The sequence below is a fragment of the Cupriavidus gilardii genome, assembly GCF_008801915.1.
GTDB lineage: Bacteria > Pseudomonadota > Gammaproteobacteria > Burkholderiales > Burkholderiaceae > Cupriavidus > Cupriavidus gilardii.
Genome location: NZ_VZOV01000016.1, coordinates 38934 through 60010, shown reverse-complemented (window position 1 = coordinate 60010; position 21077 = coordinate 38934). Strand labels below are relative to the sequence as shown.

19 protein-coding genes, 1 pseudogene and 1 other annotated feature are annotated in these 21077 nt (G+C 62.3%); of the genes and pseudogenes, 13 read left to right on the top strand and 7 right to left on the bottom strand.

From position 1 onward, the window contains the following. Positions 1-371: 371 nt before the first annotated feature. Complete coding sequence (locus tag F7Q96_RS18260) at positions 372-1268, bottom strand: sterol desaturase family protein (RefSeq protein WP_082371464.1); 897 nt, start codon at positions 1266-1268, stop codon at positions 372-374. A 160-nt stretch (positions 1269-1428) separates the two neighbouring features. On the opposite strand from F7Q96_RS18260, the gene F7Q96_RS18255 reads away from it, so the two are divergent. From F7Q96_RS18255 to F7Q96_RS18230, 6 genes are all read left to right on the top strand, one after another. Then, positions 1429-2061 (top strand): cation transporter, encoded by a 633-nt coding sequence (locus F7Q96_RS18255; RefSeq protein WP_053821792.1) that lies wholly within the window; start codon positions 1429-1431, stop codon positions 2059-2061. A 78-nt stretch (positions 2062-2139) separates the two neighbouring features. Beyond that, a complete protein-coding gene (locus tag F7Q96_RS18250) occupies positions 2140-5175 on the top strand; it encodes a heavy metal translocating P-type ATPase (protein ID WP_170265910.1) in 3036 nt (1011 codons plus the stop codon). Next, positions 5165-5659, top strand: a complete 495-nt coding sequence (gene lspA / locus F7Q96_RS18245) for a signal peptidase II (RefSeq protein ID WP_053821794.1) — start codon at positions 5165-5167, stop codon at positions 5657-5659. The genes F7Q96_RS18250 and lspA overlap by 11 nt, the downstream gene beginning before the upstream one ends. Continuing rightward, positions 5616-6479, top strand: a complete 864-nt coding sequence (locus F7Q96_RS18240) for a helix-turn-helix transcriptional regulator (RefSeq protein ID WP_082371465.1) — start codon at positions 5616-5618, stop codon at positions 6477-6479. The genes lspA and F7Q96_RS18240 overlap by 44 nt, the downstream gene beginning before the upstream one ends. Beyond that, on the top strand, positions 6476-6901 hold the full coding sequence (gene cadR, locus F7Q96_RS18235; RefSeq protein ID WP_053821795.1) for a Cd(II)/Pb(II)-responsive transcriptional regulator: 426 nt from the start codon (positions 6476-6478) through the stop codon (positions 6899-6901). The genes F7Q96_RS18240 and cadR overlap by 4 nt, the downstream gene beginning before the upstream one ends. Before the next feature lie 680 nt (positions 6902-7581). Next, positions 7582-8100, top strand: coding sequence for an OmpH/Skp family outer membrane protein (locus F7Q96_RS18230; protein WP_082371466.1), 519 nt, complete (start codon positions 7582-7584; stop codon positions 8098-8100). On the opposite strand, the gene F7Q96_RS18225 is transcribed toward F7Q96_RS18230, so the two are convergent. Together F7Q96_RS18225 and F7Q96_RS18220 are read right to left on the bottom strand one after the other, a co-directional pair. After that, a protein-coding gene (locus F7Q96_RS18225) for an IS3-like element ISRme15 family transposase (RefSeq protein WP_085960508.1) occupies positions 7991-9240 on the bottom strand; the annotation gives its coding sequence in 2 pieces (ribosomal slippage) (positions 7991-8946 and positions 8946-9240; 1251 coding nt in all). The two genes, F7Q96_RS18230 and F7Q96_RS18225, sit on opposite strands and share 110 nt — an antisense overlap. Continuing rightward, positions 8831-8947: a sequence feature (AL1L pseudoknot), on the bottom strand. Its footprint overlaps the gene before it by 117 nt. Before the next feature lie 39 nt (positions 9241-9279). Further along, a complete protein-coding gene (locus F7Q96_RS18220; protein ID WP_151023056.1) occupies positions 9280-9597 on the bottom strand; it encodes a hypothetical protein in 318 nt (105 codons plus the stop codon). A 417-nt stretch (positions 9598-10014) separates the two neighbouring features. On the opposite strand from F7Q96_RS18220, the gene F7Q96_RS18215 reads away from it, so the two are divergent. Next, on the top strand, positions 10015-11940 hold the full coding sequence (locus F7Q96_RS18215; protein ID WP_053823089.1) for a cytochrome c/FTR1 family iron permease: 1926 nt from the start codon (positions 10015-10017) through the stop codon (positions 11938-11940). Between the two features lie 182 nt (positions 11941-12122). Beyond that, positions 12123-12299, top strand: a pseudogene (locus tag F7Q96_RS27225) (DoxX family membrane protein); the annotation flags it as partial. Positions 12300-12322: 23 nt separating this feature from the next. On the opposite strand, the gene F7Q96_RS18205 reads toward F7Q96_RS27225, so the two are convergent. Both F7Q96_RS18205 and F7Q96_RS18200 read right to left on the bottom strand, forming a co-directional pair. Next, positions 12323-13828, bottom strand: a complete 1506-nt coding sequence (locus F7Q96_RS18205; RefSeq protein ID WP_004635319.1) for a tyrosine-type recombinase/integrase — start codon at positions 13826-13828, stop codon at positions 12323-12325. Then, positions 13825-14763 (bottom strand): DNA-binding protein, encoded by a 939-nt coding sequence (locus F7Q96_RS18200; RefSeq protein WP_004635320.1) that lies wholly within the window; start codon positions 14761-14763, stop codon positions 13825-13827. Before F7Q96_RS18200 ends, F7Q96_RS18205 begins: the two co-directional genes overlap by 4 nt. A 598-nt stretch (positions 14764-15361) precedes the next feature. Between F7Q96_RS18200 and F7Q96_RS26860 the strand changes: the two genes are divergently transcribed. Further along, positions 15362-15538, top strand: a complete 177-nt coding sequence (locus tag F7Q96_RS26860) for a hypothetical protein (RefSeq protein ID WP_004635326.1) — start codon at positions 15362-15364, stop codon at positions 15536-15538. A gap of 87 nt (positions 15539-15625) precedes the next feature. On the opposite strand, the gene F7Q96_RS18190 is transcribed toward F7Q96_RS26860, so the two are convergent. Both F7Q96_RS18190 and F7Q96_RS18185 read right to left on the bottom strand, forming a co-directional pair. After that, positions 15626-16033, bottom strand: coding sequence for a hypothetical protein (locus F7Q96_RS18190; RefSeq protein WP_004635327.1), 408 nt, complete (start codon positions 16031-16033; stop codon positions 15626-15628). 107 nt (positions 16034-16140) lie between these two features. After that, complete coding sequence (locus F7Q96_RS18185) at positions 16141-16599, bottom strand: MgtC/SapB family protein (protein WP_004635330.1); 459 nt, start codon at positions 16597-16599, stop codon at positions 16141-16143. Positions 16600-16848: 249 nt separating this feature from the next. On the opposite strand from F7Q96_RS18185, the gene czcN reads away from it, so the two are divergent. The 4 genes from czcN (at position 16849) to czcB (ending at position 21073) form a co-directional block, all read left to right on the top strand. Next, the gene (gene czcN, locus F7Q96_RS18180; RefSeq protein WP_020206397.1) at positions 16849-17499 is read left to right on the top strand and encodes a heavy metal efflux RND transporter CzcN; all 651 of its coding nucleotides are present in this window, start codon (positions 16849-16851) and stop codon (positions 17497-17499) included. A gap of 314 nt (positions 17500-17813) precedes the next feature. Continuing rightward, positions 17814-18161 (top strand): CDF family cobalt-zinc-cadmium transporter CzcI, encoded by a 348-nt coding sequence (gene czcI / locus F7Q96_RS18170; protein ID WP_144425793.1) that lies wholly within the window; start codon positions 17814-17816, stop codon positions 18159-18161. Between the two features lie 75 nt (positions 18162-18236). Further along, on the top strand, positions 18237-19493 hold the full coding sequence (czcC, locus tag F7Q96_RS18165) for a heavy metal efflux RND transporter CzcC (protein ID WP_004635338.1): 1257 nt from the start codon (positions 18237-18239) through the stop codon (positions 19491-19493). A 17-nt stretch (positions 19494-19510) separates the two neighbouring features. Further along, a complete protein-coding gene (gene czcB / locus F7Q96_RS18160) occupies positions 19511-21073 on the top strand; it encodes a heavy metal efflux RND transporter CzcB (protein WP_004635340.1) in 1563 nt (520 codons plus the stop codon). Positions 21074-21077 lie beyond the last annotated feature (4 nt).

Sequence of the window (21077 nt, the reverse complement as noted above, 5' to 3'; positions counted from 1 at the left end):
GGGCAGTGTGCCGCCTGCCATGGCCAAAATCCTCCGTCACGCCGCTTCGGTAGACCTCCGAATGGCGTCGTCGGGATCGAAACCGCTTTCCATGAACGTTCGGCCACAGTGAGCCGCCCACCCTTCGACCTGCCACGTGAAGTCATCGTTGTCATCGTGTTTGCCGTGGCGTTCACGGTGTGTGCTACAGGTTCGCTTGCCTGGCATTTTCGTCGCCAGATGCGCATCAAGCGCGGCCTCGAGAATGACAGATCAGGTTCGTCCACGCGACGTCGCATAACTTCAAGACGGCGCAAATAGTCCTGTCAGATCCCACCTGAGCATTCATGCTGGATGCAGCTTGCGAGCCGGTTTCACCAACGAGAGCGGCTTTAGACATCAGCATCGCGGCCCTGCGAGACGTCTTCGGTGGCCAGACGAACTTGCGGATCCGGTCGTTCAAACGGATAAATCAGTTGCTCGCCGTAGCGGTGCGGCACCGGGTCGCCTTCGATGCCGATTGCGCCCAGTGGCGCCTGCGGTTGATAGAAGGTACCGAAGAGGTGGTCCCATACCAGCCAGAACTCCCCGAAATTGACCTGCGCGTCCGCGAAGCGCTCCCGATGGTGCCAGCGATGGAGTTCTGCCACGCCTAACATATACCGCACCGGCCCCAGGCTATAGTCCAGGTTGGCATGCTGGAATGCCAGATGGACCGCCAGGATTGCGAACCAGCCGGCCACTACCTCGGCCGGCGCGCCTAGTATGCCCAGGACCAGTAAGCCCGGACCCGCCATCAGGGCTGCATGCAGCGGGTGGCGGCGTTCCCCGTTTAGCCAGTAGAGCCGCCGCGACGAATGATGAATGCTGTGCAGCCGCCACAGAAAGCCGTAGTGGTGGCTGAGCCGATGGACGGCATACAGCGACAGGTCCAGTGGCGCCCCTGCGAGTAATACCTGCAACAAGTATGGCCATTCCGCAGGCCACCATAGCTTGGGCCAACCCGTTCCTTCCCGCAGCACCACGAACCCCAGCACGGCACCGTGCATCACGGCCAAATTCACAACGGCATGGGCGACATCCGCCGGAAAGTCGAGATCCCGCTTTTGCCACCGTGCATCGAACGGGACAATGCGCTCCAGCCAAGCAACAAGAAATAGCCCGGCGGCGGCCCACAACGCCAGCCAAGCCAGCGGCGTGCCGTGGGATGGGGCGACCGAAACCCCTGTGATTACCAGGGCCATGATGGTCGGATAGGCGCCGTACCGCACCACAGAACGCGCTGTCATTGCGACTCCAGAGTTCAATTTCCTCCAGTTTCTCCAAGCGACAGACAGCTAGCTTGAATAAACATGCTGTGTGCGGGCGACGTCTTGACTCTATAGCAGGTACGGGGTGTGAAATTACTCAGATCTTCTGTGGAAACAGGCGGGTTAACAAAGGAGTTGCATGAACGACCACTTCCCCGACAAAGAACGCCTTGACCTCGACGCGAGTCAGGCGGCCGACCGCCGGATTCTGTGGCTGGTACTACTGATTAATGTCAGCCAATGTCTGGCAGGTATGGGCGTGGGCCTTTGGGCGGCGTCCACGGCGGTGCTTGGTGCGGCTCTGGACAACCTTGCCGACGCGTTGGTGTATGGCGTCAGCCTGTACGCCGTCGGCCGATCGCGAGCCATCAAGGTGCGGGCAGCGCGGCTATCGGGGTGGCTTTTGATTGGGCTGGCCCTGATGCTATGCGTGGAAGTCCTGCGCCGGTTCTTTGGCGGCGAGGCGCCATTGGGGCCGGCGATGATGGTCATGGCAGCGATCAATGCGGCGCTGAACATTATTTGCTTGCGCTTACTGAAACGCCACCGCGGGGAAGACGTCAACTTCAAGGCTTCCGCCATATTCACCAGCAACGACTCGATTGTGAATCTGGCCATTGTGTTGTCCGGAGCGCTCGTGATGTGGTCGGGCTCCAACCTGCCAGACCTGGTTCTGGGTCTGGTGGTATCTGCGATCGCCGCTAACGGAGGTCGTGAAATCCTGGTTGACGCGACAGAACATGAGGAAAAGGCCCGTTCCGAGGCAACTTAACCTCCGACCAGGAGGCAGAGCCCTTGACTCTGTATCTACTTTAGGGTGTGAAATTCTGACATATACAGAAAGAGGCGAATGATGAAACTCGACCAAGCCCATGCCGAAAGTGATGCGAGATCAACTCAAGAAAGGAAGAAGGCGGAGGACCTGAACGGCGCGACATCCGTCTTCCGCATTCCCAACATGGATTGCCGCAACGAAGAAGCGGCAATCCGTGCACGGCTTGCCAAATTGCCAGCGGTAGAGTCCCTTTCGTTCGACCTTCCCCAGCGCCGCCTCACCGTCCGGCATGGGCTACCGAACCCGGGGCCGTTGCTGGAGGCCCTCCATGAGATCGGCATGCAAGCATCGATGGAGGACGACGGCGAAGCCGCGGGCAACGCCGCTTGCGGATCCGCGTGCGCTGGATCCTGCGCCGGCAGCCAGAGCGCTGCGTTAGAAGAGTCAAAAGACACATTCACGATTCCAAACATGGATTGCCGCTCCGAAGAGGCGGCGATCCGCGCGCGGCTGGAGCCGTTGGCCGGCGTCCGGTCGCTCGAGTTCGACCTACCCGCACGCCAGCTGTCTGTCGTCCACACCTTGTCCTCGGTGGAACCCCTGCTGACGGCGTTGCAATCGATCGGCATGCAGGCAAGGCTGGGCGAAGACACAACTCCTCCGGGCGCGAATTGCGCAGCGACAACGGAGACTGCCTGCGGTCCCTGCGGCACGCCCCCCGTCTCCTTCGTCCCTGCAGCCACGGGCAATACCACGCAGTTCCTGATCACAAACATGGACTGCCCCACCGAGGAAGCTTTGATCCGCAAGCGCCTAGGCAAGGTGGAGGGCATCGAACGCCTCGACTTCGACCTGATGAATCGCCGACTGGAGGTGCAACACCGCCTGCCCGATCCGGCACCGGTCCTCGGCGCACTGCGCGAGATCGGCATGCATGCCACGGTCGAGCGCGAGGCAGGGGCAAGTTCCAAGGGACGAGCCACCTACTTGATCGAAAAGATGGACTGCCCGACCGAAGAGGCGCTGCTGCGCAAGGCGTTGGAAGGCATGCCGGGTGTCAGCAGCCTGCAGTTCAACCTGATGAGCCGGACCCTGACCGTCAGCCATTCGCTGAAGGACGAGGTGCCAATCACAGCGGCCATTGAGCGACTTGGCATGCAGCCGGTGCTGCGCGACCATAGTCGGCCTGCCCCCGCAGTCACGAGGGACTTTGGCACCGGCATTTCGAAGGCGGAGTGGCTGCGCATGGGGGCCGCCGGCGTGCTGGCGGTTGGCGCGGAAGTCCTCACATTCGCCGGGATGGGTGAATCGGCATGGCCGGTGGTGGCCGCGTCGCTGGCGGCCATTGCGTTGGGCGGTATCGAGACCCTGAAGAAAGGCTGGATCGCGCTGCGCACGCTGTCACTGAACATGAACCTCCTGATGACGATTGCCGTCATCGGTGCCGCTTTGATCGGCCAGTGGCCGGAAGCCGCCGTGGTGATCTGGCTGTTCGCCATCGCGGAGATGATCGAAGCGCTAAGCCTGGACCGGGCGCGCAACGCGATTCGCAAGCTGATGGACCTGGCGCCGGAAACCGCACTCGTCCGCCAGGACGACGGTCGCTGGCAAGAGGTCAAGGCCGAGACAGTGCCGCTTGGAGCCGTCGTGCGCGTTCGTCCCGGCGAACGTATCGCCTTGGATGGGGTCGTGGTGTCGGGCGCATCAGCCATCAACCAGGCGCCCATCACCGGCGAAAGCATGCCCGTGGAAAAGAACCCCGGCGACACGGTGTTCGCGGGCACGATCAATGAGCGCGGCACATTGGAATTCGAAGTGCACTCGCGCAAGGGAGAGACCACGCTCGACCGTATCGCGCGCTCGGTCCAGGAAGCCCAAGGCCAGCGCGCGCCGACGCAGCGTTTCGTTGATCGTTTCGCGAGCGTCTATACCCCCTCTGTCTTTGCGCTGGCGATCGCCATTGCCGTGATCCCGCCGCTGTTCTTTGGGGCGCCTTGGTTCGAATGGGTCTACAAGGCGCTGGTGATGCTGGTGATTGCTTGTCCCTGCGCCCTGGTGATCTCGACACCGGTGACGGTCGTCAGCGGCCTGGCTGCGGCCGCGCGGCGTGGCATCCTCGTCAAGGGTGGCCTGTACCTGGAGCAAGGGCGTCTGCTGCGCGCGGTGGCACTGGACAAGACTGGCACCCTTACGCACGGCCGCCCGGCGCTGACCGATACGGTACCGACGGGCGCGCTCTCGGAGACGGAAGTGCTGCGCATTGCCGCCAGCCTGGATGCGTTGTCCGAACATCCAGTGGCCACAGCTATCGTCAACGCCTACGGCGACAAGCCGCACGCCTCAGTGCAACGCTTCGAGGCTCTGGCTGGCCGTGGCGTCAAGGGCGACATCGACGGCCAGACCTACTACGTCGGCAACCACCGCCTGGCAAATGAGCTTGGCGTGGCCAGCGAGCAGGTCCGCAAGCTGCTGGAGAGCCTGGAAGCGCAGGCCAAGACAGCAGTGGTGCTTGCCACCGATAAGCAGGCACTGGGTGTCCTGGCAGTTGCCGACACGGTCCGGGACAGCAGCAAGCGTGCGGTAGCGGCGCTCAAGCAGTTGGGCGTAGAGCCGGTGATGCTTACCGGCGACAACCGCAAGACCGCGGAAGCGGTGGCCGCCCAGGTGGGCATCACCGACGCGCGCGGCGACCTGCTGCCGCACGACAAGTTGGCTGCGATCGCAGAGCTTGGCGCGAAGGCGCCGGTAGGCATGGTCGGGGATGGCGTCAACGATGCGCCCGCGCTGGCCAAATCGAACATCGGCTTTGCGATGGGCGCTGCTGGCACCGACACCGCGATCGAGACCGCCGACGTGGCGCTGATGCAGGACGACCTGCGCAAGCTGCCTGAGTTCATCAAGCTGTCGCGCCGGGTGGGTGGCGTGCTGAAGGCAAACATCGCCTTCGCGATCGGTACCAAGGCGGTCTTCATGGTGCTGGCCTTCACCGGCCATGCCAGCCTGTGGCTCGCGATTCTTGCCGACATGGGCGCAAGCCTGGCCGTGGTGTTCAACGGACTGCGCCTGCTGGGGACCAGCCCCTCCACTGAGAGTGACCACCATGCGGGCTGATCGCAGCATTGGCCTGGGTTTCGTATTGGCGGCCCTTATCGTGGCGATGGATATCGGGACGAAAGTAGCCATCGTGGCCTGGGTCGACTACGGTGCAAGCCTCGACTGGCTGCCCGTCCTCAACGTCGTGCATGTGCTGAACCGAGGTGCCGCCTTCAGTTTTCTGCACGGCGCGGGGGGCTGGCAGCGATATTTTTTCATTGGAATTGCCTTGGCGGCCTCCGCGTTCCTTGTGTACATGATTCGGCGTACTGGTACCACCGATACCGAGCGGATCAGCTACGGACTGATCTTGGGCGGCGCGTTGGCCAATATGATCGACCGGGTCGCACGCGGAGCGGTGGTCGACTGGATCGATCTTCATTGGGGTTCGTACCATTGGCCGGCCTTCAATGTGGCTGACATCGGCATCACACTCGGTGCTGCCTTGATCGTGTTCCATGAGCTCTTCGGCAGAATGCAGGCACGCCCAGCCCGCGGATGAACACGAAGCATCCGACAGGCAGCCGCTGCTGACCATCGGCCGCGGCTGGGCCATTTACATCGGACCGATAGAGGCCGGTCGGTTGCACCGACATCAAGCAGCTCAGTTGGCATGGAGCAAACAGGGGATGTTGCTCCTCGAAGGGGCCTGGGGCGGATTGCAGGCCCCGGGACATTTTCTTGCGGCCGGGGTGCCGCATCGTCTCGTAGCGGCCGGCCCGGTGCGCATGGTGTTTCTCGACCCGACCATGCACAGCGTTTGCCCTACTGGCCGTCGGCCCGCAGCCACGATGGCGCCGAGCCCCGTGCAGGCGGATATGCTGGAACATGAGCTGGACCGCTGGCTGCGAGGCGCAATGCCGTCTGAAACAGCGAATGTGTCACAACCTGCCACGGAGGCTTCGCGTTGGGCTGCGGTCCTCCAGTGGCTGGAAACGTCGCTGGAGGGACCCGTGCATGTCGCACATGCCGCCGACGCCGTAGGCCTGTCGTCCTCCCGTTTCATGCATTGGTTCGCGGAGGCGAGCGGACTGTCGTTCCGGGCGTACGTGCGTTGGTTGCGCCTGCAGCGTGCGGTGCGCACCCTCTCCGATGGTTGTACGCTCACCGAGGCTGCTCATCTCGCCGGCTTCGCCGACAGCGCGCACCTGACGCGCACCTTCGTGTCCACATTCGGAGTCCGGCCAGCGCCGCTGCGTGGCGCTCGGATTGTCTGTACGGCACAGTCCAAACCTCCATTCACACTGCACGGACTTGAATTTGTCGACACCATCCGGCATGGAGGGCGTCAGACAGGAGCCCAACAAAGGGGAAAAGCATGAAGATCGGCAAACTTGCTCAAACCGCCGGCACCACGGTGGAGACTATTCGCTTCTACGAGCATGAAGGCTTACTGCCGGCGCCGGCTCGTTCCTCTGGAAACTACCGACTCTACGCTTCCCAGCACCTTGAGCGGTTGGCGTTCATCCGCCATTGCCGCTCGTTGGACATGACCCTGAACGAGATTCGGTCCTTGCTGCGTCTCAAGGATGCGCCCCACGAGGACTGTGGAGAGGTCAACGTCCTGCTAGAAGGCCACATTCGACACGTGGCGCGCCGCATACAAGAGTTGATGGCATTGGAACGTGACCTGAAGCAATTGCGCAGTCAATGCGGTCTGTCGCGAGAGGCCAAGGACTGCGGCATTCTGGAGGGCCTTACGAAAACAGCCCATCAGACACCACAGCTGTTGGGAGAAGAGTAGGGACGCGGATCCCACGAAGGACTACAGGCAGATCCGCCTTCAGCGAACGCTTTCCTGTCGCCGGCGCTAAGCGGCATGTGCGCCACCCCAAACAGCGCAGGCGGAAGCGTTCCCGACGCGCAAGGCAGCCTCTGCCATAGCCCCGCAGAAAGGCACAGACTCCCAAGTGCGCCTCCCAAGCCGCCAAAACGTCTGCCGGGAAATGCATGCCTGCGACCAGACGCGACCAGCCAACAAGGTCCACGCCAGTTTGGGCTAGCCCCTTCTAGTGCTTCATCTAGCACTGTGTAGCTGCCATAGGGTCAAGGAAAACGCTACGCGTTTGCCGAACTTTTCTCCTGAAGTGCGGCGCGGGTGCTTTGTTCGTAGCAGGCGGCATATATGCGTGCAGCCTTGTCTTGACCCTGTAGCCACTACATGGTGTCAAATCGCACCGACATATCAGCTGACAGGCTGCCAATGAGAGGCGCTGGGCTAAAGGCGACCGGCCATATCATTGGGGCATGCCTCGGCACTGCTCTATAACCTGCCGAGCGCGGGATCCAAGCCGACCGATCCAATGTGCTGCAACATCTTCGATTTCACTACACTCGAGCCCATGAATTTCTGCATGCCAAACGCCACTCCGAGAAGTAACCGGTAACCGCCATACACTCACAAAAGGTACGGCTCCGTCGCTCATGCAAACGCCAACCCCACATCCGAAAACTCTGATAGCGGCGGCGCTGTCCGCCGCCATGCTGTGCGCGGTAGGACCGGTGCTAGCGCAGCCAGCGCGCATTGCCGTAGTCAATTCCGAACTTATTCTGCCGGACTCGTTGCCAGCCAAGCAGGCCCACAACAGGCTTGCACAGGAGTTTTCCACGCGCGACCGTGAACTGCAGGACATGGACCGGAAGACCAGGGCCTTGGCTGACAAGCTCGAGAAGGAAGCGGCCGTGCTCACAGATCTTGACCATCAGCGCCGCCAGCACGAAGTGGCCGAGCTGACCCACGAATTCCAGCGCAAGCAGCGTGGATTCCGAGAGGACTTGCAACAGCGCCGCAACGAGGAACTGAATCGCCCCGGTTTTCGCGGAGGCTGTTTGGTTAAAGTAAAACGGCCTCGTCGGCGGTTTTGCCGAGTTGGTTGTAGTAGTTTGCCTCAGCCTCGGCGGGCGGGATATAGCCGATGGATGAGTGCAGGCGCTTATGGTTGAACCAAGCGACCCATTCCAGTGTTGCCAGTTCGACGGATTCCCTGGTTTTCCAAGGCGCGCGGCGATGGATCAGCTCGGCCTTGTACAAGCCATTGATCGTCTCGGCCAAGGCGTTGTCGTAACTGTCGCCACGGCTGCCGACCGACGGCTCGATGCCGGCTTCGGCCAGGCGTTCGCTATAGCGGATGCTGACGTACTGCGATCCCCTATCGGAGTGGTGGGTCAGAGAACCGTCGTTGCCAGGCTGGCGAGCGTATAGGGCCTGCTCCAGCGCATCGAGCACGAAGTCCGTCGTCATGGATTTGCTCACGCGCCAGCCGACGATGCGCCTGGCGTAGACGTCGACGACGAAGGCCACGTACAGCCAACCCTGCCATGTCGAGACGTAGGTGAAGTCCGAGACCCAGAGCTGATTGGGACGGTCGGCCCGGAACTGCCGGTTGACGCGATCCACCGGGCGACTGGCGGCGTCGTCAGCGATGGTCGTTCGCAGCCGCTTGCCGCGCCGCACACCTTGCAGTCCCTGGGCGCGCATCAATCGCTCGACCGTGCAGCGGGCAACCGTCACGCCCTCGCGGTTCAGTTGCCGCCAGACCTTGTCGGCGCCGTAGACGCGATGGTTCTCCTGCCACACTCGCTGGACTTGCGGCATGAGCCGTTCATCACGACGCGCACGGTCGCTGCGCCGTGACGGATCACGCAGCCGTGCGGCATGGCGCCGATAGGCCGACGAGGCAACCTGCAACACCTTGCAGATCGGCTCGACCCCGTAAACCTCCCGGTGCCGGTCGATGTAGGTGTTTACGACTTCAGCTTGCGGTCGAGCTCCGCCTGCGCGAAAAAAGCGCTGGCAGTGCGCAGGATGTCGTTGGCGCGGCGCAGCTCTCGGTTCTCCCGCTCCAACTCCTTGATGCGTTCTCGCTCGCTGGTGGTGACGCCTTCGCGCTGTCCGCTGTCGACTTCGTGGCGCTTGACCCAGGTCAGCAGCGTCTGCGCCGAGCAGCCGATCTTGGGCGCGATGGACTCGACCGCCACCCACAGCGACGGGTACTCGCCGCGCGACTCCTGCACCAGGCGCACGGCGCGCTCGCGCACTTCCGGGGAAAACTTGTTTGCGTTGTTCTTGCTCATGGCTCGCATTCTCTCAAGAGTGAGAGCCTCCGCAAAACCCGGGGCGATTCAGTGACCGAACACGGCAGCCGGCCGCGGGAAATCGAAGAGAAACTTTGATGCTCCAACTACAGCAAATGCCATACCGAATGCGACTACAAATCGTGCCAAGTGAGCCTGTAGCTCCAACGAACGATCTACATCCGAGGTTGTTCTTGACCAGACCCAAAAGCCTCCCATGACAACAGGCGCGGTCCAATAGTTGCCCAATAGGTAGCTAAACAGCTTGGCCAAAGGCAAGAACATTGCCGGCGTGCCTTCATTGACCAGTAGGAAGATCTCTCGATTCCAGCCGCTCCAGTCGTAGAGAACAAGTGCCCAACTCATCGGATCACCATCCTCCGCCCCTCGCATCCCACCATACGGTAAGGACTCGCGATATGGGAGCGTTGGGTTCTATTGTTCGCAATCGTGCGAACGCCTGAAAGCCGAGGCGGAGGGTCGCCCGAAGTTGTGCGCACCTCACGTAAGCGCATTGCACCCTCCCGCATCTTGCACGCGGCTGCACTTGGCTCGACCCCATACGAGCAATCCGCCGGAAGTCCCCATCGGTTTGTGTTGCGCTGACTCAAAGTAGGTCGCCAGTATTGACTAACGTTGTTATTTCTACGCCCTCTAGCGGCTATAGAGTCAAGCGCGATTCCCCATACTTCCATCACCAAGATGGGTCGCTCGCGCAAACGATATGAATTACAATCATTCGCATTTGTCCGCGAAAACTGCCGCCCGCCCGGCGTGTTCCTCATGCAAGCCCTGCGCATCCTCTCCCTCGTTCTAGTCTCCTTGGCGCTATCCGTCTCGACGGCTTTGGCCGAGCCTCTATCCACGCAAGACAAGGCCAAGCAAGTCTGGCAATTGCTGGACTACCTTGCCGTTGACTATGGCGGTTCAGTCAACGATGGCCGCATCACCAATGAGGCTGAATATGCCGAGATGCAAGAGTTCGCGCAGACGGTCGCGCGACAGCTAGGCGAATTGCCGCCAGGACCCGCCTCCGAACAACTAGGCAAGGAAGCTGGCGCATTGCGTTTGTCCATCGCAGCGAAGGCCTCGCCAGAAACTGTCGCCGAACTGGCTCGGAAGTTGGCCAGCGGCGTCCTCACAGCCTATCCGGTTCCTATGGCACCAAGCAAGGCGCCTGATTTGCAGAACGGGGCGAAGCTCTATCAAAGCCATTGTGCGTCCTGCCACGGCGTATCCGGTAACGCGGACGGCCCCCTCGCAGCGAAACTCAACCCGCCCCCGATTGCGCTGGCCGACCACGCGCGCGCGCAGGAACGCAGCGTCTTTGCCTTGCAACAGATCATCACGCGCGGCGTGGAGGGAACATCGATGCCGGGCTTTGCCCATCTCTCCGAAGACGACCGATGGGCTCTGGCCTATTTTGCTTCGACGCTGTCTTATTCAGATACTGACCGCCAGGCGGGCGCCAAGCTTTGGACTGCTGAACCGGGGCTGCGCGCGGCGGTTCCCACGCTCGACAAGCTTAGCCAGACCTCGGAGGCGGCACTTGCTAAATTCGTGGGTGCACAGACCTCTCGTGATGGTCTTGCATACCTGCGAAGCTCACCGGACGTACTGGCCGCATCGACCACCGATAGTCTCTCAATCGCCAAGGAAAAGCTGAAGGAAAGTGTCACTGCGCTTGACAAGGGAGACACGCGGGCCGCATCGCAACTGGCTTTGTCCGCATATCTTGATGGGTTCGAACCAGTTGAGCCTGCGTTGGCTGCCAAGAACCAGGCTCTCTTCCTGGACATCGAGAAGACGATGGGACTCTATCGAAATGCCGTCGCGAATGGCCAGGCAGAGCGCGCGCATGACATCGCAGCGCAACTGCAGTCAAGGCTGGACGAGGCGCAGGAAGCGCTCGCAGGCGCCAATGACGCATTCTCGACCTTCCTTGGCGCCTTTACGATCCTGCTTCGTGAAGGGCTTGAAGCGCTGTTGGTAGTCGTAGCCATGCTGGCGTTCCTCAAGAAGGCCAATCGCACTGACGTCCTTCCCTACGTTCACGCGGGTTGGGTCACTGCGCTGGGAGCCGGTGGATTGACGTGGGCGGTAGCTACCTACGTCGTTGATCTGAGCGGCGCTAGTCGCGAAATGACCGAAGGCTTCTCCGCGGTCTTCGCGGCGGTCGTCCTACTCGGCGTCGGCATGTGGATGCACCAGAAGAGTCTGGCGGGACGCTGGCAATCGTACGTGAAGGAAAAGCTGTCGTCGGCATTGAACAGGAAATCGGCGTTTATGCTCTTCCTGCTATCGTTCGTCACGGTCTACCGGGAAGTATTTGAGACCGTGCTCTTCTACGCGGCCCTGTGGTCCGATGGCAACGGTGCCTACATGCTCGCGGGACTCGGTTGCGGTATTGCTGTGCTGGCAGTGATTGCGTTTCTGCTCCTGCGATCGACGGCGCGTTTGCCGATTCGACAATTTTTCGCGTTCAGCTCCGCCTTGGTTGGCGTGCTTGCCGTGGTCCTGATTGGCAAGGGCGTGGCGGCACTGCAGAAAGTTGGCCTGTTGCAAGTGACGCCGCTCTCTATGCCGCGTATCGATGTCTTGGGCGTTTACCCCTCTGTGCAAACCATTGCCGCGCAAGTGGCTATTCTCCTCATCATCGTTGCCAGCGTGACCTATAACTTGCGATCGCAACGTACCGCGAGGGTGTGAGCCCCTGTCAGGCGCGAAGCTTTGTTCGTCGACCATTTCAAAGTCAGCGATTTGGCCCAAATGTGGCGGACTTTTTGCGACTACCTTCCATTCGCGGCAGGATCGATGGACGGCATGGACATGTAGGGCTGCCAAGGATGTCACGCAACTGTCGTGCTGTGCGGGCTGAGAAAAAGCCAACCTTCTGGAACTCGGCGATCGCCAAGCTGGCCAATTGGAATGCCGCCCTCGACCTGTTCCGCGAGGACTACCGGGTGCCGCTGGTGCCCTCGGAGTCTGCGGCCTGCCTGGCGGTGTCAATCGAGCTGACCGCCCCAGCTTTGCTGTTGCTGGGACTGGCGACCCGCGCCGTGGCGATGCGACAAGGCAACGCGCGCTGTCGCTACGGCCCATCATCCGCAAACGTGGCATCGACAAAGGCCCGCAACTGCGTCAGGTCGGTCCTGGCATAGGCCGCCGTGGTCTGCACCGAGGCGTGGCCGAGCAGCGCCTGGGCGGCCGGCAGCGGCACCTGGTGGTCGACCACCAGTGTGCGCGCATAGGCATGGCGCAGCCAGTGCGGGGAGGCCGCGCGCAGTAAGAGCGCCTGCGCCGGCTCGCGCGCCTGCAGACCATCGGCCACGGCCGCAAAGATCGCCTTGACCTCCCGGTACAGGCCTGCCGACTGTAGCGCTTCGCCCTTGTTGCCGTGGATTACAGGCAGCGCCTCGTGCGCCGGCGGCTCGGACGGCAGGCCGCGTGCTTGTCGGTAGGCGCGCAATACCGTCACGCACGGCACCGGCAGCGGAATGGCCCGTGCCTTGCGCCCCTTGCCGCAGACATAGAGCGTCCACCGCCCGGGCGCCTCGGCCTCCAGGCGGGGCAGTGCGATCTCTGTCGACCAGGCCAGTTCCGCCAGGCGCACGCCGGCGTAACGATACAGCGCCCAAATCGCGCGCCGCCGCTGCGCCGCCAGCGTGTTGGTCGTGTTGGCGGCGGCAAACTCCGGCGCCTCAAGCCAGGCATCGCACGCGGCCAGCAGCGCTGGCGGGATCAGCCGCGTCGGCGCGAAGCCGGCCCGGGTGCGGCTGCCGGCGGACAGGCCCGCGGCCGGATTGGCATGCAAGTAGCCGGTGTCGTACCAGTAGCCGTAGAGGCTTGCCACCACCGCCAGCGCGCGCGTGCGGGTCGCTTCTGACAAGGGCGGCGCGGCGTCCTCCCTGCCGGTCTCCCCGTGCTGCAGCGCGTGCCGGTAGCCGAGCAACCGCTGGCGCGTGAGGTCCGAGAGCGGCCCAAGCTCGTGCGCGCCGCACCAGCGCATCAGGCGGCGCAGTTCGGCGCCATAGGCGCGCAACGTGTGGGGCGAGCGCCCGGTTCGGTCGCGCAGGAAGAGCGCCAGCGCCTGTGCATCGTCGGCGGCGCCGAGCGTGTTGGCCGCCGCGTGCGGCTGGGCGAAGCGGCCGGCGCGCGTGAGCCACGCGTGGTCAGCAGGGCCGTAAGCGGCCAGCCACGGGTTCGCCGCGACAGCTCCCCTCGCTTCCGCGGCGGTCGGCACCGTTGCTTCGCTCGCTAAGGCGGCGGTGGACCGGATGCGGCGCCGGTGCGTGTGCAGCAGCCGCGCGAGGACCGTCTCCGGGCGGGGCGCCAGATCCGCCGTCACCGTGCGCAGGCGCCCGCGCTCCCAGTATTCGACTGCCCCATCGTGCGCCAGCAGCAGCTTGAGCACGGTCGGCTGCGCGGCCTTGGCGTCGGCCAGCGAGCCATAGCGGCGCTTGACGCGCGCCAGCGTCCAGTGCGCGTAGACCGGGTGCCCGAGTGCCTCCGCCAGGTAGGCGAGGGCCGCCGCGACGGTGGCCGGCAGTGGGCGCGGCGGCACCGCGCCCGTATCGATCCAGTCGGCCGGCTTCATGACTGGGCGGTCCGCTTGGCGGCCGCCTTGCCCGTCGATCTGGGCACGCGCGTCTTGGCCGCTGGTGGCGCCGCGGCCAGGGTCGCACGCAGCAGCTCGTCGAGCTGGGCGCGCTGGCTGGCGGTGACGGCCTTGAGTGCGCTCGCCTCGCCCGCGGCGGTCTGGCGCGCGGCCCGCTCGCTGGCCAGGTCGGCGTCGAGTCGTGCGCGCTCGTCTTCCAGCGCGGCGATGCGCCGCTCGGCGAATTTGAGTTGGGAGGCCAGTTGCGCGCGCTCGGCCCGCACCGCGTCGCGCTGGTGCGCGGTTTCCTGCAGGAGCTGCTTCGACAGCGCCTCGTAGCGCGCCTGGGTGGTGGCGATCGCCTCGGTGTGGGTGCGCTCGCCCGCCGTGGCGCGCTCCTGGGCGGTCGCCAGCGCCGCCTCGAGCTCGCCCCGGCGTGCGGCTTGCTCATCGGCGCGCGCGCACGCCGCCGCCTGGGCGGCGCACGCTACGGCCAGCGCGGTGTCGCGCGCGGCGAGCTGGCCGCGCACCTCGCTCAGTTCGGCCCGCAGCAGCTCGACCCGCAGTTCGGCCTCGGCGCGGGCGGCCTCGGCGGTGTCGGCTGTGGCTTGCGCCTCGCGCTTCAGGCGCACCACGTCGTCGAGCTGCACCGCGACCGCGGCCTGCCACAGCGCGCGCATCGCTTCGGCGATCTCGACCGGAATCTCGGGCAGGGCGAGGTCGGCCAGGCCCGAGCGCACCACCTCGGCCTCGATCGCGTTGAGCGTACGCGACAGCGTTGCAGGGTCACCGCCGCCCAGGCGGTCACGCAGCTTGCGCACCGACACCACGCGGCGAAAGCGTGCGGCCGTGGGCGGCGCCGCGTCGCCGGCCTCGGTGAGCATGGCCAGCACGGTGGCGCGGATCTGGTCGGGGGTGGCGGCGAGGCGGGGCATGGCAGTTTCCGGAGGCGCATTTCAGCCTATCTTACGCACATACCTAACGTTAGAAAAGCCATTTATGTGTTGCTTGGGAAAACCAAAGACGGATAAATCTAGTTATCTTGCGGAAACAATGGCTTCCAGCCACAGGGCGCGCTTGGCCGCGCGGCGGGGGCGGTCAACGTTCCAAAACCAAGGGGAAAAGGACCAGTCAGCAAGTGACTGATTTGACTAGGGTTTTAGGGTGGGCATCACCCTGGAACCCGCATGGCTGCTACGGGTGGCTACCCCGGTAAATTGCGGCGAAATCAAGGGGACCCCTGATCCAGACATTCGTCTATTCGCTGGCCTGGCCGCATATCCAGTGGGCGGCGATGCTGGTGGTGCGGCTGCGCCCGGGTGCGGGTAACTAGTCGCTGGACGAACTGTAGGGGGCGAGCACTAACCGTCTCGCGCGGCGGCTTGCGAACCATAGGTCGGCCCGCGGCCGGAAAAATGCTTGACCTTCCCTGCCGTGGGAACGTCCATATTAACCATGGGGGACAGAAGCCCCTGCGGCGTGGCAGGACCAAGTCGGCAGAGAGCATCGGATTTTCCGCCGGAGGTTAGTCAAATGGGCGTTCCGGGGCGCACGTTGTATGAAGAGGTCTTTGCGGTGTTCGAAAGGGCATGCCAGGAAAGCGATTTCGAGCTGGCCGAGGACCTCCTGCTCGCCCTAGAAGCGATGGATCGCCGGCAGGAAGCTCATCGGCAACTCGACCGCGCCTACCTGCTGCTAGCCGATCTCTGAGAACGGGAGTCCCCCGACTTTGGTTTCTACCTGCTTGCCATCGGCTGGCCAATGCCCCTGGGGACAGCAGTGGTCCTCTTCCATGCCTTAGCGTGCAATATTTTCCGTTTTCTGAAGTGACCCCTTCTTTACGGAGTCCCGCGTATACCAGTCGTTCTTCTCGACAACCGGCTCTTTGCGATAGTGCCGCATGACCCGAAGAAAGCACTCGAGAGGCTGTTCTTCTTTCGTAACCATCGGGCCTAACGTCGTCGGAGACAATTGCACGTTCCGGCTAATTCGAGAAACATCGTCTATTTTGCAGAAAGCGGCCGCTAACCGATCGAGCGGGGGAGTATCCGAAGGTCTTGCGAGCGCCGAGGCAATTTCTTCCATGTGCGCCGGGCTGCAAGGAAACTCATGTCGATCGGACAGTGCGCTCACTTTGGCTTGCAGAGCCGGGTTCGTGCCCTCGTGAAGGTACGCAAACAGGTTGTAATCCAGGTAAATTCTCATGCGATGGAGTTTGCGTATTGTTAAGCGCGCTCATACGTTTGGGAAATGCTGGCCGAACCTGAAGTTGGCGCATTCGCGCTGCACGTGGCTTGGGAGCACTGGGAGTCTTACTTCTTCGACATTTGAAGGATTCTGAGCACGATGAGTGCGAAGGCAGTCGCGACGATGGCCGTCACCGCATGGCCCATGCCGGCGGCCACGCCGATCGCGGCAGCAATCCAGATGCTCGCGGCAGTTGTGAGCCCCCTGACGTGTGTCTCATTGTCCGGCTTCAGGATCGCCCCTGCACAAAGGAATCCGATGCCTGACGTGAGACCCTGAAGCACGCGGCTCATGTCGGCAAGCTGCACGCCCGCCTGGAGGGGAACCACGACAAAAACGCATGCCCCCAGCGCGACGAGCATGTGAGTGCGCACGCCTGCGGATTTTCCCGAGCTCTCCCGCTCGTACCCCAGCAAGCCCCCCAAAACGATAGAGACGGTCATTCGAACGACGGCACGTACTGCCTCGGCAGCATTAGCGAGATCGGAGAATTCCGAGCTCAATGTGCGGATGATGTCGTTCATTGCGGAGCGTCTCTGGGTGTGTCCTGAAAATGGCCAAGACAGTCTATGTCGCAGAAGATGACTGTCAGATTGCCGAGCTATGACACAACCGGATTCGCTGGCCCGGGGGCAAGATTAACAACGTATTACATTTCGGCAATAAAGCCTGACAACGGAAGGGCAACCTTAGAATGCCGGCCATTAGTGCTCGTTTTCGCGCCAGTGTGTCCACTCGAAGTGCGCGACATTCTCCTCCAGCCCCCGAACCGCATGACCGATTCTTCAATCTCCCCGTCCCAACCCGCTGGTCTCTCGAGGGCGCTGGACAATTTCCTGACACGCCACCGCATCGGCGTTTGGCGTGTTGTCGTAACGTTTGTCCTGGCAAGTCTGGTCTTTGGCCATTCTCGCTGGGACGGTACCTGGGTGTCGCCGCTGCTGCTGACGCTGGGGATGTTGGGGGTGAGCCTGGCCACGGTCGGGCGGCTCTGGTGCGCGTTGTACATTTCCGGGCGCAAGAACAATACCTTGGTGACCTCGGGTCCATATTCACTGTGTCGCCATCCGCTCTATGTCTGCAACTTGCTAGGCATTATCGGACTAGGGGCGATGACCGAGTCGCTGGCGGTTACCGCAGTCCTGGCGCTCGCATTTGCGCTGATGTACCCGGCTGTCATCCGGACGGAAGACCGCTTTCTGGCTTCCGCCTTCCCGGAATTCGCCGAATACGCACGCCGTACACCAGCGTTCTTTCCCCGTCTGTCGCTGTATAGGGGGGAGTCGACATGGACGGTCCATGTGTCTTCCTTTCAACGCAATATTGCGGACTCGGTCTGGTTTCTCGGCCTGTCGGTGGTCGTGGAGTCGTTTGATTTGTTCCATGACGCCGGCGTCCTCCGGGCGGTCGTGACGCTTGCCTGATGCGGGCAACTCCGCATACACGTACAGCCATGCACTACGCTCACGTCTCCGATTCTGTTGTCGAGAGCATGCTCGTGATGCTGGTCGGCCTGATCGTCCTGTATGTGGGGTTCGCTGTCTATTTGCGGTGGAAGCATGGGCCCGCCCCCAAGCGTAAGACTGATGAGGGGCGAAAGCGGCACCCCAAAACGAGCAGGCGAAAGCGATAATCGTAATCTGCTCTTAATGCTGGTGATCGAGGATTCATGTAAACTTCGGCGACGGCCCAGCCGTTAGTACTTCAACCCCAAGCCCCCCGCACAGTCTCCCAAGGAATGCGACGTTTCGTTCTGATCTTCGTGCTGCTCATTTTGCCGTTCCAGTTTTCCTGGGCGGCAGCGGCACGCTATTGTCAGCACGAGAAAGCCACGGCCACTTGGCACCTTGGGCACCACGAGCATCGTCATCAGCAGCCGGAAGGTAAAACGGATGCCGAGAAAAAGCCATTCGTGGATACAGACTGCGGGGTATGCCATCTGGTCTCCCTCCCGTTCGCCTATGGACAGACGCAGGACGTGTTGATAGCGAATCGGGTAGAAGTGACCGATACTCAACATGCGTCCGAGTTCTCGTCTCTGAATGCCAGGGCTCCCGACCGTCCTCAGTGGCAGCGTCTCGCTTGATCGGCGAGACGACGACTCTTTTTCTCCTTTCGTCTCTCGCCGAATTCTCCTGGTCACATACCTTGGTGCAATTCGATGCGAAGACTATTTCTGCCGCTCGGGCTGGCGGTAGCATTTCTCAGCCCAAACTTTGCCGTAGCGCAATCTGACACCGGCACGTCCATGGTGCCCGTCTTCCCAAGGGAAGCGGCGGGACCGTTGACCCTCGAGGCCGCGTTGTCGCTGGCGGCAGGAAGCAATTTCAACCTGTCCGCCGCCGCCAAGGAACTCGATTCCACAGAAGGTGGGATCATGCAGGCCCGGGTTATTCCGAACCCGGAACTCCAGACGCTGGTCGAGGACACGCGGAAATCCACCCGTACATCCACCGCCCAGATGAATATCCCCATCGAACTGGGCGGCAAGCGCTCGGCTCGTATCAATGCCGCGGAAAGGACGCGCGAACTGGCGCAGGCAACGCTGGCTGGCGTTCGCGGTGACATTCGGGCGCAGGTAATCGAGAGCTTTTTTTCCGTCTTGATCGCACAGGAACGCGTCAAGCTGGCAACTGGCTCCGCGGATATCGCTGCGAGGGGCGCGCAAGCCGCTTCACGCCGCGTCGCGGCCGGCAAGATCTCCCCGGTTGACGAAACTAAGGCACGTGTCGAACAGGCCAACGCCGAACTTGAATTGGCCGAAGCAACGGCGAGCCTGCAGTCCGCCCGTCAGGCGTTGACGGCGTTGTGGGGCAATGCATCGCCGCAGTTTACCGAAGCACAGGGCAATCTGGACGCGCTGCCATCCAGGCCGGCGCCTGAACTCCTTCTGAAGGAGCTGGAAAACTCACCGCTGGTGGCCGCAAGCCGCGCTGAACTTGACCGCCGCCAGGCATTGGTGGGCGTTGAGCGCAGCCGCCAGTATCCGGATCTGACAGTCAGTCTGGGTGCCAAGCGAGATACAGAAGCCAACCGCAACATGGCGGTGATCGGTGTGGCGATCCCGTTGCCGATTTTTGACCGGAATCAGGGCAACTTGTATTCGGCCATTCGCCAGGCGGACAAGGCCCAGGATGAATATCTGGCCAATCGCATCAGCCTGACCCGAAATCTCCTGATGGCATCGAACCAGCTGTCGGTATCGCGCGCCTCGGCACAAACGCTGAAGCAGACCGTCTTGCCAGGCGCCGAGCAAGCCTTCAACGCGGCGACCATTGGCTTCGAGGCCGGCAAGTTCAATTATCTGGACGTCCTGGATGCCCAGCGCACGCTGTTCCAGGCACGCATCCGCTATCTCGGCGTGCTTGGACAAACCTATCAGGCGGCGACCACGATCGATCGCATTCTGGGACGTTAAGACGGGATTCATAAAACATGGCTATTTCGAACAAACAAAAGGCTGCCATTGCGGCCATCGTACTGGTGGGCGGCGTCGCGACTGGTGGCGTTCTGCTGAGCGGGCGCTCTGCGCCGGAAGAGCAGGGTGGGCACTCGGAATCCAAGGGGCATGGCGACACCGAGCACCATGGCAAGCAGGCGGCGGAAGCCGACCACAAGGATGACAAGTCACACGGCGACGGCGAGCATCACGAGGTCAAGAAGGGCCCCAATGGTGGCGCGCTCTTTTCGCGTGATGGCTATGACGTCGAAATTGGCACGGCCGAATCCAAGGGCGAGGCCCGTATTCGGCTCTGGGTTAGCAAGTCTGGGAAGGCGGTGGCAAATGGCGTGGCAGCGACAGGCCAGCTCGTGCGGGCTACGGGCGAGTCTCAAGCGCTCAAGTTCGTGGTGTCTGGCGACGCGCTGGAAAGCCAACAGCCAGTTGCCGAGCCCCATGTCTTTGACGTGACCGCAAATGTGACCTTGCCCGGTTCGTCTTCGCCACTCGCCGTGCGGCTCTCGAAAGAGGAAGGCAAGATTGAGTTGACAGCGGACCAGCTGGCCAAGACAGGGGTAGTGGTTCAAACCGCGGGCTCGGCAAAGGTCCAGGCTGGCGTCCAGTTCCCCGGCGAAATCCGTTTCAACGAAGACAAGACAGCCCACGTGGTGCCGCGACTGGCTGGCGTCGTAGAGAGCGTTCCGGCCAATATTGGGCAACAGGTTAAGAAGGGACAGGTTCTCGCGGTCATCGCGAGCACCGGACTTTCTGACCAGCGCAGCGAACTGCTCGCAGCACAGAAACGTCTGGATCTGGCGCGTGTCACTTATGACCGCGAGAAGAAGCTCTGGGAACAGAAGATCTCTGCGGAGCAAGATTATCTGAGCGCCCGCAACGCGCTGCAGGAAGCGCAGATCAGTGTCCAGAACGCGCAGCAGAAGCTGACCGCCATTGGCGCCAGCAACAGCTCGACGGCACTCAATCGCTACGAGCTGCGCGCACCGTTCGACGGCATGATCGTTGAAAAGCATATCTCGCTTGGGGAAGCGGTGGCGGACAACGCCAACGTGTTCACGCTGTCGGATCTGTCGTCCGTCTGGGCCGAGTTCGTGGTGTCTGCCAAGGATGTCGAGCGGGTGCGCATCGGCGAAAAGGCGTCGATCAATTCGGCATCGTCCGATGTGAAGGCAGATGGCACCGTTTCATACGTGGGTTCGCTGCTGGGCGAGCAGACGCGGACGGCGAAGGCCCGCGTAACATTGACCAATCCACAGATGGCTTGGCGACCGGGTCTCTTCGTCACGGTCGACGTATTCGGTGCTGATGTCGAGGTGCCCGTTGCGGTGAAGACCGAGGCCGTCCAGGACGTCAATGGCGAGAGCGTAGTCTTTGTCGCGGTTCAAGGTGGATTCGTGCCGCAGCCGGTGAAGGTCGGCCGGACAAACGGCAAGGTCATCGAGATTGTCGAGGGCCTGAAGCCGGGCGCACGTTACGCCGCCGCCAACAGTTTTGTTCTGAAGGCCGAACTTGGCAAATCCAGCGCCGAACACGGCCATTGATACG

What these genes read in the sequence shown, in the direction of transcription:
- F7Q96_RS18260 (WP_082371464.1), bottom strand. Translation starts at nt 1,268, where the DNA reads ATGACAGCGCGTTCTGTGGTGCGGTACGGCGCCTATCCGACCATCATG.
- F7Q96_RS18255 (WP_053821792.1), top strand. Translation starts at nt 1,429, where the DNA reads ATGAACGACCACTTCCCCGACAAAGAACGCCTTGACCTCGACGCGAGT.
- F7Q96_RS18250 (WP_170265910.1), top strand. Translation starts at nt 2,140, where the DNA reads ATGATGAAACTCGACCAAGCCCATGCCGAAAGTGATGCGAGATCAACT.
- lspA (WP_053821794.1), top strand. Translation starts at nt 5,165, where the DNA reads ATGCGGGCTGATCGCAGCATTGGCCTGGGTTTCGTATTGGCGGCCCTT.
- F7Q96_RS18240 (WP_082371465.1), top strand. Translation starts at nt 5,616, where the DNA reads ATGAGCTCTTCGGCAGAATGCAGGCACGCCCAGCCCGCGGATGAACAC.
- cadR (WP_053821795.1), top strand. Translation starts at nt 6,476, where the DNA reads ATGAAGATCGGCAAACTTGCTCAAACCGCCGGCACCACGGTGGAGACT.
- F7Q96_RS18230 (WP_082371466.1), top strand. Translation starts at nt 7,582, where the DNA reads ATGCAAACGCCAACCCCACATCCGAAAACTCTGATAGCGGCGGCGCTG.
- F7Q96_RS18220 (WP_151023056.1), bottom strand. Translation starts at nt 9,597, where the DNA reads ATGAGTTGGGCACTTGTTCTCTACGACTGGAGCGGCTGGAATCGAGAG.
- F7Q96_RS18215 (WP_053823089.1), top strand. Translation starts at nt 10,015, where the DNA reads ATGCAAGCCCTGCGCATCCTCTCCCTCGTTCTAGTCTCCTTGGCGCTA.
- F7Q96_RS18205 (WP_004635319.1), bottom strand. Translation starts at nt 13,828, where the DNA reads ATGAAGCCGGCCGACTGGATCGATACGGGCGCGGTGCCGCCGCGCCCA.
- F7Q96_RS18200 (WP_004635320.1), bottom strand. Translation starts at nt 14,763, where the DNA reads ATGCCCCGCCTCGCCGCCACCCCCGACCAGATCCGCGCCACCGTGCTG.
- F7Q96_RS26860 (WP_004635326.1), top strand. Translation starts at nt 15,362, where the DNA reads ATGGGCGTTCCGGGGCGCACGTTGTATGAAGAGGTCTTTGCGGTGTTC.
- F7Q96_RS18190 (WP_004635327.1), bottom strand. Translation starts at nt 16,033, where the DNA reads ATGAGAATTTACCTGGATTACAACCTGTTTGCGTACCTTCACGAGGGC.
- F7Q96_RS18185 (WP_004635330.1), bottom strand. Translation starts at nt 16,599, where the DNA reads ATGAACGACATCATCCGCACATTGAGCTCGGAATTCTCCGATCTCGCT.
- czcN (WP_020206397.1), top strand. Translation starts at nt 16,849, where the DNA reads ATGACCGATTCTTCAATCTCCCCGTCCCAACCCGCTGGTCTCTCGAGG.
- czcI (WP_144425793.1), top strand. Translation starts at nt 17,814, where the DNA reads ATGCGACGTTTCGTTCTGATCTTCGTGCTGCTCATTTTGCCGTTCCAG.
- czcC (WP_004635338.1), top strand. Translation starts at nt 18,237, where the DNA reads ATGCGAAGACTATTTCTGCCGCTCGGGCTGGCGGTAGCATTTCTCAGC.
- czcB (WP_004635340.1), top strand. Translation starts at nt 19,511, where the DNA reads ATGGCTATTTCGAACAAACAAAAGGCTGCCATTGCGGCCATCGTACTG.